Source organism: Actinoalloteichus hymeniacidonis (assembly GCF_014203365.1).
GTDB classification, from domain to species: Bacteria; Actinomycetota; Actinomycetes; order Mycobacteriales; family Pseudonocardiaceae; genus Actinoalloteichus_A; species Actinoalloteichus_A hymeniacidonis.
Window position 1 is genome coordinate 5804797 of the sequence record NZ_JACHIS010000001.1, and the last position, 13133, is coordinate 5817929.

13 protein-coding genes are annotated in these 13133 nt (G+C 67.1%); 3 read left to right on the top strand and 10 right to left on the bottom strand.

What is annotated here, in order from left to right; translation table 11 throughout:
• Positions 1 to 26: 26 nt before the first annotated feature.
• From BKA25_RS24705 to BKA25_RS24730, 6 genes are all read right to left on the bottom strand, one after another.
• Positions 27 to 1373 (bottom strand): hypothetical protein, encoded by a 1347-nt coding sequence (locus BKA25_RS24705; protein ID WP_069846273.1) that lies wholly within the window; start codon positions 1371 to 1373, stop codon positions 27 to 29.
• A complete protein-coding gene (locus BKA25_RS24710) occupies positions 1373 to 1813 on the bottom strand; it encodes a hypothetical protein (protein ID WP_157420912.1) in 441 nt (146 codons plus the stop codon). The genes BKA25_RS24705 and BKA25_RS24710 overlap by 1 nt, the downstream gene beginning before the upstream one ends.
• A gap of 223 nt (positions 1814 to 2036) precedes the next feature.
• Complete coding sequence (locus BKA25_RS24715; RefSeq protein ID WP_157420911.1) at positions 2037 to 2615, bottom strand: hypothetical protein; 579 nt, start codon at positions 2613 to 2615, stop codon at positions 2037 to 2039.
• A complete protein-coding gene (gene cds1, locus BKA25_RS24720) occupies positions 2612 to 3754 on the bottom strand; it encodes an L-cysteine desulfhydrase Cds1 (RefSeq protein ID WP_069846268.1) in 1143 nt (380 codons plus the stop codon). The genes BKA25_RS24715 and cds1 overlap by 4 nt, the downstream gene beginning before the upstream one ends.
• 109 nt (positions 3755 to 3863) lie before the next feature.
• The gene (locus BKA25_RS24725) at positions 3864 to 4220 is read right to left on the bottom strand and encodes a DUF4229 domain-containing protein (protein ID WP_236750461.1); all 357 of its coding nucleotides are present in this window, start codon (positions 4218 to 4220) and stop codon (positions 3864 to 3866) included.
• 10 nt (positions 4221 to 4230) lie between these two features.
• On the bottom strand, positions 4231 to 4713 hold the full coding sequence (locus BKA25_RS24730) for an Lrp/AsnC family transcriptional regulator (RefSeq protein WP_069846266.1): 483 nt from the start codon (positions 4711 to 4713) through the stop codon (positions 4231 to 4233).
• Positions 4714 to 4974: 261 nt separating this feature from the next.
• Between BKA25_RS24730 and BKA25_RS24735 the strand changes: the two genes are divergently transcribed.
• Together BKA25_RS24735 and BKA25_RS24740 are read left to right on the top strand one after the other, a co-directional pair.
• The gene (locus BKA25_RS24735) at positions 4975 to 5208 is read left to right on the top strand and encodes a BldC family transcriptional regulator (RefSeq protein ID WP_069846264.1); all 234 of its coding nucleotides are present in this window, start codon (positions 4975 to 4977) and stop codon (positions 5206 to 5208) included.
• Between the two features lie 159 nt (positions 5209 to 5367).
• On the top strand, positions 5368 to 5589 hold the full coding sequence (locus BKA25_RS24740; RefSeq protein ID WP_069853200.1) for a hypothetical protein: 222 nt from the start codon (positions 5368 to 5370) through the stop codon (positions 5587 to 5589).
• 43 nt (positions 5590 to 5632) lie between these two features.
• Here BKA25_RS24740 and BKA25_RS24745 read toward each other — a convergent pair whose 3' ends face one another.
• The 4 genes from BKA25_RS24745 to BKA25_RS24760 all read right to left on the bottom strand — a co-directional run bounded on the left by BKA25_RS24745 (position 5633) and on the right by BKA25_RS24760 (position 10757).
• Entirely contained in the window at positions 5633 to 7048 is a 1416-nt protein-coding gene (locus BKA25_RS24745; protein ID WP_069846263.1) for a MinD/ParA family ATP-binding protein, read from the bottom strand.
• A 102-nt stretch (positions 7049 to 7150) separates the two neighbouring features.
• Positions 7151 to 8125, bottom strand: coding sequence for a c-type cytochrome biogenesis protein CcsB (gene ccsB, locus BKA25_RS24750; RefSeq protein WP_069846261.1), 975 nt, complete (start codon positions 8123 to 8125; stop codon positions 7151 to 7153).
• Positions 8125 to 9918 carry a cytochrome c biogenesis protein ResB gene (gene resB, locus BKA25_RS24755; protein WP_069846260.1) on the bottom strand — a complete coding sequence of 598 codons (1794 nt, stop codon included), beginning with the start codon at positions 9916 to 9918 and terminating at the stop codon, positions 8125 to 8127. The genes ccsB and resB overlap by 1 nt, the downstream gene beginning before the upstream one ends.
• Complete coding sequence (locus BKA25_RS24760; RefSeq protein ID WP_069853199.1) at positions 9915 to 10757, bottom strand: cytochrome c biogenesis CcdA family protein; 843 nt, start codon at positions 10755 to 10757, stop codon at positions 9915 to 9917. Before BKA25_RS24760 ends, resB begins: the two co-directional genes overlap by 4 nt.
• 254 nt (positions 10758 to 11011) lie before the next feature.
• Here BKA25_RS24760 and BKA25_RS24765 point away from each other — a divergent pair, with 254 nt between their 5' ends.
• Positions 11012 to 12634 (top strand): serine/threonine-protein kinase, encoded by a 1623-nt coding sequence (locus BKA25_RS24765; protein ID WP_084642438.1) that lies wholly within the window; start codon positions 11012 to 11014, stop codon positions 12632 to 12634.
• Positions 12635 to 13133: the final 499 nt, after the last annotated feature.

The following is a 13133-nucleotide window of genomic DNA, read 5'->3' on the forward strand; positions in this document are numbered from 1 at the left end:
AACGAACGGTGCACCGACCCGACTGCCTACCGGCCGCGAATGGTGTTCCAGGTGTCTCGCACGTTGGAACCCGCCTCGCTCAGGTTCTCCCGGTGGTCGTTGACTCCGGCCCACTCACCTGCCGCGTTGGTACCGGAGTTCCAGGCCTGCGAGGCCGCCCCGCCCGGGTTGCTCGCCGCGTTGGAGGCCGCGTCCCAGCCGGAGGAGGCCGCGTTGGTGGCGTTCTGGTAGCCGTCGCGGATGGCACCGGGTGCGTCGCGGGCCGCGTCGATGTGCTGACCGACCCGCTCCTGGTACTGGTCCTGCGCGTAGTTGGTCACCCCGTCGCGGGTGGCGTTCCAGGCGTTCTGCGCGGCCGAGCCGTCCCGAACCGAGTTCCAGGCGTCCTGCGCACCGTCCCGCGTCGAGTTCCACGCGTTCTGGGCGCCGTCGCGCACCCCGTCGCGGGTCGCGTTCCAGGCGTCGCCCGGGGCGTCCCGCAAGCGCTGCTGCTGTTCCGGCCAGTTGTCCCGTGTCTCGTTCCAACCGTCGCGCAGGTTGCCGGGCAGATCCCTGGTGCCCTGGGCGACATCGGCGGCATGACCGGTCGCGGCGTTGACGTCGCTGCTGATCTGCGAGGCGTTGTCCCGGATCGAGTTGCCCTGCTCGGCGATGTTCTGCACGTCGCCCGCGATGCCGGTGGCCAGGGCGATCGCGTCGTCGACGCTGCGGACGTCCTTGATCTGGGCCAACTGCGAGCCGACGCTCTGCACCGAGTCCATGATCGACTGAGCGGACTCGATGATCGCCTTGACGGCCTCGATGATGCCCATGATCTTGGTGTAGAGCTGATAGGCGTCCCAGACCAGCTGCGCGGCCTTCACCCAGCCGTAAGCCGGGATCCAGATCTTGGAGATCGCGTCGATCAGCTTGTCGACGAGCCACTTGAGCAGGTCGAGGGCCTTGCCGCACAGCATCTGCGAGCCCTCGGCGACCTTGTCGAAGGCCATCGCGACCAGGTTCGCCAGCTGTGCTTCGACGAACAACCCACCGGCCCACACGGTGCGGATGAACGCCTCGTGTTGGACGGCCGCGTTGCCGTTCCAGGATTCGCGAATCGAGCCGACGTTGTTCTGCATGGTGTCGCCGAGGGTCCCGATGGCGCTGCCCACGGTGCGCCAGGCCTCGCCGTTCATGGCGATCCGGTTGAAGTCACCGGTGATCGGCATGATCACCTTCTCGACGATGCTCTCGCCGGTGACCTGGGTGAACACCCAGTCGACGGCCTGAACCTGCCAGCCCGCCTCCTGAACCATCGCCTCGATGGACTCGCCGCCCGGCTGCTCCGGCGGCTGGAGAGCCTCGATGACCGCGCCCGCATCCTCGTACGACATCAGGCCGCCCCTCCGTTGCGCCTAGCGGCACTGTTCTCGACGTGCGAGTTCCAGGCTTGGCCGCCTGCCTCCATCACCGGTTGCGGAACAGCGGCGACACCGCTTTCCACGCCATCTCTGACATTGGAGATCGTGCTCAGGATCTGGCTGAACAGTCCCTCGATCTTCGCTTCCGCCTCGCTATAGGTCTCCGCATTGCGCTGGATTCCCTCTGCGGTGCCGGATAAGCGATCCTGACCGAAATTAAGCGTCTCGTTAAACAGATCGCCGACCAGGTCGACGGCCGGGTGCAGCAAGGTCAACAGGCCGGTGAATCCGTCCTTGTTGCAGCCCTGTTCGTACATGTAATTCCGAATTGCGTCGATCCCACCCTGGAGTCCTTCCAGGCTCCCGGCATAATTGTGTAGCTCGTCGACGGCTACTTCGACCTCGTCACTCATTCTTCCCCACCATTCACCTCTTGAAGGCTCCTCAACGCCCCCGAATGCGCGTGTGTCCCTCCTGCTCGGACGCAACCGGGATAGGACCGGTTCCACCCATATCGATTTCGGTCCATGAGGGTGCGCAAACCGTGTTCCGACCAGGTGACCCAAGCCTGCGGCCTGCAGCGATCATGGATCGCCGCAGGCCTGACGCATGGTCTGGACAGAGCTTGATCAGCTCTTACTGATTGGACCGGCCCCTGGCCCGGCCGATCAAGGCGCCGACGGCGAATACGAGGATCGCCGCGCCGAACGACTGCAAGACAACCATGGGCGTCCACCACCGGTCATGCACGGCGGCGGCCCGATCCATGTCGGCACCGGTGTAGATGAATACGTTCTCGCGATTATCATTGACACAACTCACCTGGGCTGGCGCGGACACACTCGGCGTTCCCCGGTAGACGAGCGTGCCGCGGTGCTCCGGCTGATATTCCAGGCTGATCCATTCCGAATCGGATTCGTCCTCGGGCCGGACCATGCAGTTGAGGCTGCGCTTCCCGGCGCCGTCCTCGTCCGCCGACAGGTAGAATTCGCCGCCTGCCCAGTGATAGATCGGGACGATGACGCCCTCAGTCGTGATCCGCACCGAGGTATAGCGCTCATGGGTTGCCTGATCCGAGGTGCGCAGCGTCGTGCTGCTGAATACCGTGGGCATAAACGTGGCGAATATGTGGAAACCCGCCACTAATGCGGCCGCCGCGAGCGCGGCGATCACCGTGATTGCCATGCCACGATTGCCCGTGGAATTGCCGCTCATCGTTCCCCCGAATTCTGCACGCCGTCCCGGGACACCGGATGTCCGCCGGGCTCTCTCCATTCGCCGGACCGGTGGAACCCGGCCAGCGTCTCGGTGTAGGGCCCGAGATCCATGCCCTGCTCCGCAACCCAGTCGTCGGCGAAATAGGTGTGGGCGTAGCGCTCCCCGCCGTCACACAGCAGGGTCACCACGCTGCCGGTGCGCCCCCGCGCACGCAGTTGCCCGATGAGTTGGAAGGCACCCCAGAGATTCGTTCCCGTCGAGCCGCCGACCCTTCTGCCCAGGATGTCGGCGACGTACCGGATCGTCGCGATCGACGCCGCATCGGGGACCTTGATCATCCGGTCGATGACCTGGCCGACGAAGGACGGTTCGACCCTGGGCCGCCCGATGCCCTCGATCATCGAACCGCGATTGCCGACCAGCGCCGGATTCCCGGTCCGCCAGGCGTCGAAGAAGACGGAGTGCTCCGGGTCGACCACGGCCAGCCGGGTGTCGTGCCTGCGGTAGCGGATATAGCGTCCGATGGTCGCGCTGGTACCGCCGGTGCCCGCCCCGACCACGATCCAGGCGGGTTCGGGATGGGACTCCAGGGCCATCTGCTCGAACACCGATTCGGCGATGTTGTTGTTGCCCCGCCAGTCCGTGGCGCGCTCTGCGTGCGTGAACTGGTCCAGGTAGTGCCCATCGAGTTCGGTGGCGAGCCGTCTGGCCTCGCGGTAGATCGCATCCGGCGAGTCGACGAAATGACAGCGGCCGCCCTCGCGTTCGATCAGCGCGATCTTCTGTCTGCTCGTCGATCTCGGCATCACCGCGATGAAACGCAGGCCGAGCAGACGAGCGAAATACGCCTCCGATACGGCGGTGGAACCCGAGGACGCCTCGATGATGACGGTGTCCGCGTTGATCCACCCGTTGCAGAGCGCATAGAGGAACAGCGAACGGGCCAGCCGGTGTTTGAGTGAGCCGGTCGGATGGGTCGACTCGTCCTTGAGATAGAGGTCGATTCCCCAGTCCATCGGCAGCGGGTACCGCAGTAGATGGGTGTCCGCGCTGCGATTGGCATCCGCCTCGATGATGCGCACCGCCTCGCTGGCCCAGCTTCGGTTCACCGGGCTACAGCGATCGACAACGGTCACGGCGGCACTGTACTACCCGGTCCGGTGCCGCCGGGGCCGATCGGCCGACATCCCTACCCCATCTCGGCGCGGGTCCGGCGACCAGACCCGGAGCGCTCGGGGGCCGACTTCAGGGCGCGCTTGAGCCGCGTGGCCGATCCTCGCCGCGCAGCTGAGCCTCCAGCTCCTGCCGGGCGGCACGTCGACGCGCGGTGTACTCGTCGATGCCCACCGCGACCTTGGCCCGCAACGGTCGAAGCAGAACCAGCGACAACCCGAGGCCGAGCACCAGCGCGACCGCGAAGGCCACCAGCACGGGGGTGTCGATCATGATCAACAGGCCCGCCGGAACGGCCACCGCCAACAATCTGGCCGCCGTGTAGATCGTCAGATCGACGGCGAGTCTGCTCTTGCGGGCGGGCGCGGCGTCCTGCGGCGTTTCGGCCTCATCGGTGACCCTGCCGGCCACAGCATCATTCGAGCTCACGTCGTCGAGACTACGGATCGAGTCGAGCGGGTGTGGCGGCCCATTGCTCGTCGGGATCGTTCGGTCGGCCCTCGAAGCGAGTCGAGAGCACCACGGTGGTCCTGGTGCGGGCCACCCCCTCGATCCGCCGGAGTCGTCCCAGGGCGCGCTCCAGGTCGTCCATGGTCGCCACCCTGATCTTGACGACGAAGGCCTCGTCTCCCGCGACCGCGTAACAGGATTCGACCTCGGCGAGCCGCCCCAGCGCGTCGGCGATCTGCTCGTCGTCGCCCACATCACTGGGCTGGATGCCCACCAGCGCGGTCACCCCGAGTCCGACGGTCCTGGGGTCGACCACGGCGTGGTAGCCCGTGATCACGCCCGCGGATTCCAGTTTTCCCACCCGCTCATGGACTGCGGACGCGGACAATCCCACCTGTCTGCCCAGGTCCGCGTAGGTTGCGCGCCCGTTAACCCGTAGCGCCGCGATGATCCGCCGGTCCACACTGTCCATGCTTTGGGATTCTCCCGTACCGGTGACCGCTATCGACTCGCCCCTATGGGTGGCCGCGCAACGAGACGAACGCACGAGATCCGACGTCCGAACCGAGCAGTTCGTCCCTTACCTTCCCTTTACCTACGCACAAGCGTTCGAGTACCTGGGGGGCGAGCTGTCAGGATTGTTCCGGTAACGCCGGATTCATCAAGCGCCCACCGCCGGGTACCCGAACCGACCCGATGCCTCGGTTGGCGCTGCATTCTGGGGAGGTCACCTGTGACTGGGTCCGTCCAACACGTCGAGCAGTATTCCGCCGACCGGCTGCTGACCCCTGGCGAAGTCGCCTCGATGTTCCGCGTTGACCCGAAGACGGTGACCCGCTGGGCCACCGCCGGTCGGATCGGATCGATTCGGACGCCCGGCGGTCATCGCCGGTTTCGCGAATCCGAGGTGAAGGCCCTGTTGTCGAATCTCACGCGCGAAGCCAGCTCGCCGGTCACGCTGCACTGAGACGGATCGATAGACCGCCGCCGAACGCCGCCGAATAGCACGGTCGAGCAGGCAGCGGCGCGAACCCACACCTTCTCCTCCACCCCCACTGCCGGTGGGGGCCGACCGCGACTGTGCGGAGACGGGTTAACCTCGCAGGAGGAGAAGGAGGTGGCGCCCGTGCTGTACCTGCTCGCGGCGATCGGCGTGCTCAGTGTCGCCGTACTGCTGTGGCGTGCGTTCGCATCGGAACGGGTGGGAGCGACCAGGCCTCGTCAGCCTGGACCCCTCGCGCCCGATGATGATCCCGAGTTCCTCCGCAAGCTGGCGCAACAGCAGTGGGAGGACCGCATGCGCAAGCAACGCGGAACCGATCAGGACGAGGGAAACCCGCCCGCCTGACCAGGGCCGATCAGCCCGTGGTCGGCGGGCCCACCGTGGCCGGTCAGCTGGTACGTGCCCGGCTGACCGCCTGCGGGAAGTCGTCTGCCACCGTGGCGGCGAGTTCCAGCAGTCCCAGCCGGGTGTCCGGCGCGAGACGGTCCAATTCGATCTCCGCGCCCTCTTCGAGATGCGCGTCGAACGGAACCCGGCAGACCGCGCGGCAGCGGGCCGCGAAGTGCTGGGTGAGCTTGTCCAAGTCGACCTTGCCGGACCCCGGCCGCACCGAGTTGATCACCGCGACCGAGCGGGAGACCAGGTTGCGGTAGCCGTGCGCGTCCAGCCAGTCCAGCGTCGCCGAAGCGCTACGCGCCCCGTCGATGGAACCGGACGACACGATGATCAGCGAATCGGCGACGTCCAGCACGCCACGCATCGCCGAGTGCATCAGGCCGGTTCCGCAGTCGGTGAGGACCACGTTGTAGAAGTGTTCGAGCAGGGTCACCGAACGTCGGTAGTCGTCCTCGCTGAACGCCTCGGAGACCGCCGGATCCTGTTCGCTGGCCAGCACCTCGAGCCTGCTGGGGCCCTGCGAGGTGTAGGCACGCACATCGCTGTACTTGCGAATGCGCTGCGCGTCCCGCAACAGATGGCGGACCGTGGCGGTGGTCTCCAGCGGGATCTTCTGGCTCAGCGTTCCCCGGTCGGGGTTGGCGTCCACCGCGATCACCCGGTCACCCCGCAGCGAGGCGAAGGTCGATCCGAGCGTGGCCGTGGTGGTCGTCTTGCCGACGCCACCCTTGAGGCTCAACATCGCGATCTTGTAACAACCCTGCAGGGGCTGGTTGATCCGGGCGATCAGCTCGCGGCGCTTGCGCTCGGCGGGGCTCTCCCCGAGGTTCACGGTGTGGCCGCTGGCCTTGTAGAGCATCCGGCGCCAGCCGCCCTGCGGCGGTCGCTTGGCCTGCCGGAGCAATCGTGCCGAGGACAGGTCCTGGGTCGGGCCCTTGCCCTGCGCACCGGGTGCCTGCTGTTGTTGCTGCTGTGGGTAGCCGCCGTAGGCCTGACCCTGGTGTGGCCCGGGAGCTGCGGCGCCGTAACCGGCTGCCTGCTGGTGCGGTCCCGAGACCGACGGGTCGCCGTAATAGCCGCCCGAGTTCACCGGGTAGGGACCGGATGCCGGGTCGACGGGGTACGGCCCGGAAGGCGGCTCGACCGGGTAGGGACCGGATGCCGCGTCGACCGGGTAAGGACCGGATGGTGCCTCCACCGGATAGGGACCCGACCCCTGTTCGACGTAGTAGGGCCCGGATTGCGCGCCCTCCACCGGGTAGGGACCGGACCCCGATGGATCCGCCTGCGCCCCGGCAGGATTCTGCTCCCCGTAGTAGCCGTGCCCCTCGGCCTGCTGCTGCCCCCCGATTGGCGGCTGCCACATCGACTCCGTGGGCGACTCGGGCTCGTCTTGCCGTCCGGTCACCGTTCGGTCCCTCCATACCCAGCTAATCGGGCGTTTCTGATCCGTACCGACGGTAGCCCCACGGGTGTCGCGCCGTCGACACTGGGTTGTCAAGTATGGATATCAACCAACTGAGGCGTAGGAATGCAAGCCTGCGATCACCAGGTTGATGAAGAACAGATTGAAGATGTTCACCGAGAACGCGAGCACGTTGATCCAGGCTGCGGGAACGCCGCGCCATCCGGTGGTCGCCCTGGCATGCAGGTAGCCCGCGTAGATGACCCAGCAGATGAAGGCGACCGTCTCCTTCGGGTCCCAGCCCCAGAAGCGGCCCCACGCGGCCTCGGCCCAGATCGCGCCGCAGATGATGCCGAAGGTGAGCACCGGGAACGCGAAGACGGCGCTGCGGTAGGCGACCCGGTCCAGGGTGCTCGCGGCGGGCAGTCTGGCGCCGACGAACGCGAAGCGTCTGGGCTTCGAATCGTGCGCCGTCTTGATCAGATAGGCGACGCTCATGGCGCCGGAGACCAGGAAGATCCCGCTGCCGATGATGGCGGCCGACACGTGGATGACGATCCAGATCGACTGCAACGACGGCACCAGCGGCGCGGCGTCGGCATAGAGCACGGTGCCCGCGAGGAAGTACAGGATGAACACCGGCAGCAGGACGAAGACGCCGAGCACCCGGACCGGGTGCTTGCGCAGCACGATCAGCCAGGCCACCACGGCGGCCAACGACAAAGCCGAGGTGTACTCGTACATGTTGCCCCACGGCACCCGGCCGGTGGACAGGCCGCGCAGCACCAGCGAGGAGAGCTGCACGAGGGCGCCGAGAACGGTCAGGGAGACGCCCATCCGGCCCAGGCGCTCCGGCAACGGCCTGCGCTGCGGGGTCGCCGGGCTTGCGGTGTCCGCGCCTGCATCGGCCGTCGAGGAGCCGCCGCCCGCGCCGACGAGCGCGGCACGCTTGTTGTCCGCCGCGGTCTTGCGGGTGAAGCCGTATTCGGCGGCCTGCAACAACAGCGCGAACACATAGATGATCAGCGCGCTGGCCAGACACAGGTCGCTGTAGGTGGACAGGGTCTCGTCGACCGGCATCAGGTGTCCTTCCCCCGAGCCGAATCCGGCTCGTCCTCGGGCGGCACCGCAACCGCCCCCATCCCGTCGGACACGGCCGTGTCCGACGTCTTCGCGTCATCGGGCGGCTGCGCCGCCTCGGTCGGTGACGACGGCGGATCCGACTCCTCGGAGCCTGCCGAGGTCGTGTTCGACACCGCGTTCCCGGACTGCGAGGTACTCGGCGACGGCACGCCCGCGTCACCGAGCCTGTCCAGCAGTTCGGTGGTCAGCTGGTGGAATTCCTCGCCGTATCCGGCCTGGTCGGTCCGGGCGAGTCCACCGAATTCGACAACGGTACGACCGGCGTCGGGGCCATCGGTCTGCGGGGTGAGCCGCACCCACAGGCGGCGCCGCTTCACACCCAGCGACAAGCCGAGACCGCCGAGGATGACCACGCTGGCGACCAACACCCAGAACTGCGCGGGGTCGTAGGAGACCTGCAAGGAGACCCAACGCTGCACGCCGTCGAACCGCACCGAGGTGCCGTCCGGCAGGTCGATCTGCTCGCCGACGGCCAGGTTCTCCCTGGCCACCCGCTCCAGCTCGCCGTCCTCGACCATCTGCGCATCGATCTCGAAGATCGACTGCCCGCGCCCGGAGTTGTTCCCGAGATCGCCGCGCATGACGTCGACGGCGACCATGGGCTCGTTCAGGTCGGGGAAGCCGGAGGTCAGCAGGCCTTCCTCGGTGAGCACGGGTGTCGGAGCCAGCAGACCGGTCACCGCGATCTGGTTCTCCCGACGCTCCTGCTCATCGAAGGTGTCCGGCGGGTCGAACTTGGTCGCGCCCTCCGAGAGCATCGTGGTCAGGTCCACCGGTCGCCACTGCACGTTGCCGACCCGTTCCTGCCCATCCGGGAAGGTCACGGTGAACTCGGGGGCGTATCCGTTGCCCAGCAGGTAGACGCGGTCGGTGCCCAGGCGCAGCGGGTGGTTGACCTCCAGCAGGTAGTCCCGCCAGGTGCCGTCGGCCAGGTCCTCGCCCTCCTGGTAGGAGATCTCCGACTCGAAGGCCACGGCCTGCCCGGTGTGCAGGTACTCGGCGTCGAAGCTGTGCACCTGCAGGCAGAACGGGTTCAGCTGGGTGCCGTCCACCGTGATGCCCGGTGTGAACGAGTCGTAGGCGTAGATGCCGGAATTGCAGAACTCGCTGTCGGTCTTGACGATGACCTGGCCCTCGTAGCCGAGCAGTCTGCCTGCGGCCACCGAGACCAACAGGCCCAGCAGCGCGAAGTGGAAGGCGAGGTTGCCGACCTCGCGGAGGTAGCCGCGCTCGGCGCTGATGGTGGTGGCACCGTCGGATTCGGTGCGGGTGATCCGTCGCCAACCGCGAAGCCGCTCGTCGACGCCCGCCTGCACGGCCTCGACATCCGAGGTCACGACCGCAACGCGGTGATGTGGCATTCGGGTCAGACGCCTCGGCACCAGGACCGGCGCAGCGCGCAGCGTCTTGGCATGTTCGAGGGTGCGCGGCAGCAGGCAGCCGATCAGCGAGATGAACAGCAGCACGTAGATCGCGGCGAACCAGACGCTGGCGAACACGTCGAACATCCCGAGCGCGTTCAACAGCGGCGCGATCGACGGATAGTCGGCGTAGAAGTCGTCGACGAGCGCCGGATTGACCGATTCCTGTGGCAGCAGGGCCCCTGGGACCGAGGCAAGCGCCAACAGGAACAGCAGGGTCAGCGCGGTGCGCATGGTCGTGAGACCACGCCAGGTGTTGCGCAGGAATGCCAAGACCGACCTGAGCCGCGACGGCCGTCCCGTCGTCATAGCGGTACCTCGAAGCTCGCGATCGGCCCCTGGATCAGGCTGATCAGCACATTCCACAACCCGGTGACGAGCATGACCCCCACCACGATCAGCAACACGCCACCCACAATCTGGATCTTCCTGCTGTTTCGGCGTAGCCAGTCACCGCCGCGCAACGCCCAGCCTGCGCCGAGCGCGAGCAGCACGAACGGCAGTCCGAGGCCGAGGCAGTAGGCGATGACCAGGCTGATGCCCCGGGCCATCATGCCGCCGTCGGTGTCGGTGGACGCGGTCACGGCGATCACGCCTGCCAGTGTCGGGCCGATGCAGGGCGTCCAGCCCAAGCCGAAGACCCCGCCGAGCAGCGGTGCTCCCCACACGCCTGCGCCGAGTCTGCGGTGCACCCGCACGTCGCGTTGCAGCGCCGGGACGAAACCGAGGAAGACCAGGCCCATCGCGATGGTGATCACGCCGCCGACCCGTTGCAACACCGGCTGGTTGGCGAAGATCAGGTCGGTCAGACCGAGCAGTACGACGGTGCTGAACAGGAAGACGACGGTGAACCCAAGGACGAACAATCCGGCGGCGCCCGCGACCCGGAGTCTGCCCGAGCGGGAAGGCCGTCCGTCGCTGTCGGGTGCGGCCGGTGTGGCCGTCGCCGAGCCCGCCTCGACGACGCCGCCCGCTGGCACGGGTCTGGTCTCCGGGGCCTCGGCACCGACCAGGCCTGCGAGATAGGCGAGGTAGCCGGGAACGAGGGGGACCACACACGGCGAGGCGAAGCTCACCAGACCCGCAAGCGCGGCGACTCCCATGGCCAGTACCAACGGCCCTGAGATGACGAACTCGAAGGGGTCCACGGCTAGCAAGCGTAGGCACCCTACTCAGCTGCCCTTGCGTCGGCTCCTCTCCGAGGAGACGCGTGTTACGTCCAACGGGTACGCCCACCGGCGCAGGCCTAGATCAGTCTGTTTGCACCGGATTCGCCTGTTTGCGACCACGTCGGGCGATCGTGAAACGCGGCGAAGCACCGGCGTCGGGAAGTCACACTGGTAGCCTGGCTTGCAAGTCGAGTCGTCTGTCAAATCGTCTAGTCGGGGTGGGTAATAGGTCGATGGAACCACTTTCTGCGACCGATCCGCGACAGATCGGGCGTTATCGTACGCTCGGGCTACTCGGCTCCGGAGGAATGGGGCGGGTGTATCTGGGTCGATCTCCGGGTGGCCGCCCGGTGGCGATCAAGGTAATTCGCGAGGAACACGCCGAAGACGAACAATTCCGAATGCGCTTTGCGCGCGAGATCGACGCCGCAGCCGCCGTGAGCGGCGCTTTCACCGCTGCCGTCATCGAAGCGGCGCCCAATGCGCGACCGCCCTGGTTGGTCACCTCCTATATCGAGGGACCATCGCTACTCAAGGCGGTCAGTGATTTCGGACCGTTCCCCGAGTCCTCACTCCGAGTATTGACCGCAGGCTTGGCGGAGGCACTCCGCGAGATTCACCAGAGCGGCCTCATTCATCGCGATGTGAAACCGACGAACGTGCTACTGGCCAAGGACGGTCCTCGGGTCATCGACTTCGGCATCGCCTGGGCCGCCGAGGCGGTCTCGCTGACCCAGGTCGGAACTCATTTCGGCACCCCCGGCTTCATGGCCCCCGAGCAGGCCGCAGGCGAACAGGTCACCGCCTCCAGCGACATGTTCTCGCTCGGCTGTGTGCTGGTCTTCGCCGCAACCGGCGTCAGCCCGTTCGGCGAGGGCAACTCGACCGCGCTGTTGTATCGCGTCGTCCACCATCAGCCGATGCTCGACGGGCTTCCGCCGTCGCTGCGCGGCGTCATCGGCGCCTGCCTGGAGAAGAACCCGGTCAACCGGCCGCGACCGGACGACATCCTGTCGCAGGTCGACCCGGATTTCGATCACGCCTGGCTGCCCGCGCAGGTCACCACGGTGCTGGCGCAGAAGAGCGCGGAGACACAGGCGCTGCTCGCGGGCACCAAGATCGCGCCGATGGGCATGCCGCCGGGCGGACCGCCACCCGGCGGCACCTCCGTGCAGCCGCCCACCGGTCAGGGTGGACCACCCGGCCCGGGACATCCGAGGACCAGGCTGCTCGCGGGCATCCCGATCCCCACCTCGTACCCGGCCACCGGCGTGGACCAACCGCCCCCGTACGAACCCGAGGGCCCGCCGCAGTACCAGCCGGAGCCGGTCGGTTTCGCCGAGCCGTACTCGGGCCGGGGCGGGCATCGGCAGCCTGCGGATCCGTATTCGGCCGCTGGCGGTCGGGCGCAGGCCGAGCCCTACGCGGAGCCGTACTCGCAGCCGGTCGAGCCGCAGCCGGTGCGGCGGCCGGAGGTGTCCCGCCGAAGCGAGGCACCCCGGGTGTCCAGCCGACCGCAGCGACCGACCATCGCCCCGGAGACGCCGCGCCGGGAGGAGCCACCCGCTCGGCGTTACGACGACAACGACGAGGGACGAAGCCTGCTCGGTCGCATCCTGCTGGCGCCGTTCACCGCCGTGGGTGCACTGTTGAAGGGCATCCTCTCGGCGTTGCTGTGGCCCTTCAAGGCGTTGTGGGGCTGTTTACTCATCACGGTGTTGGCGATCGGCGTCATCGTCTTCTTCAGTTTCGATGCGCTCAGCGCGATCCCCGGCTTCTTCACCGACATGTTCTGGAGCGTCGGTGATTGGTTCCAGGGCATCGGCGACTGGTTCATGGACCTGCTGCCCTTCTGAGGTCTCAAGCTGGGTCGGGCGAAGGCATCAGCAGCCACAACGCCCGGCAGAGGGGCCACCGACCCCCGTTCAGGTGAGGTCGGTCGGACAGCGCTACGCGATCGTGTTCGACCGACCGTGGTTCTACGACCACTCAATCGTGTTGTGATCGTCCGCAGCCATTTTCTCGGACCGTCAGGGGCCACCAAGATTGCGCACAGCGGGGAATGCGCACCCGCTACCTGCTCGTCGCAATTCATCTCCCCACCGAGGACGAACAACCATGACAGCTCTCGACTCGTCGATACGCACCACGGACGACTCCCCCGGGTCGGTGCTATTCGGGCCACAACGAGAAAGCTGGGAGGAGGTCCACCGAGGACTGAGAGAATCCGCCCCGACCGGTGTGGTCGCCAAACTCGGACATCATTGCACCGCGACTCGGATCCGGACTCCGATCCAACCGCCCGACACTCCCGGCCCCATCCGGACCGTCACGCGAGACGGCCCCGACCACAAC

Excerpts from the sequence above, each read along its gene's own strand:
- ccsB (WP_069846261.1), bottom strand. The coding sequence starts at position 8,125 with ATGCCGGTCGACGAGACCCTGTCCACCTACAGCGACCTGTGTCTGGCC.
- BKA25_RS24730 (WP_069846266.1), bottom strand. The coding sequence starts at position 4,713 with ATGGACAGTGTGGACCGGCGGATCATCGCGGCGCTACGGGTTAACGGG.
- BKA25_RS24765 (WP_084642438.1), top strand. The coding sequence starts at position 11,012 with ATGGAACCACTTTCTGCGACCGATCCGCGACAGATCGGGCGTTATCGT.
- resB (WP_069846260.1), bottom strand. The coding sequence starts at position 9,918 with ATGACGACGGGACGGCCGTCGCGGCTCAGGTCGGTCTTGGCATTCCTG.
- BKA25_RS24715 (WP_157420911.1), bottom strand. The coding sequence starts at position 2,615 with ATGAGCGGCAATTCCACGGGCAATCGTGGCATGGCAATCACGGTGATC.
- BKA25_RS24705 (WP_069846273.1), bottom strand. The coding sequence starts at position 1,373 with ATGTCGTACGAGGATGCGGGCGCGGTCATCGAGGCTCTCCAGCCGCCG.
- BKA25_RS24710 (WP_157420912.1), bottom strand. The coding sequence starts at position 1,813 with ATGAGTGACGAGGTCGAAGTAGCCGTCGACGAGCTACACAATTATGCC.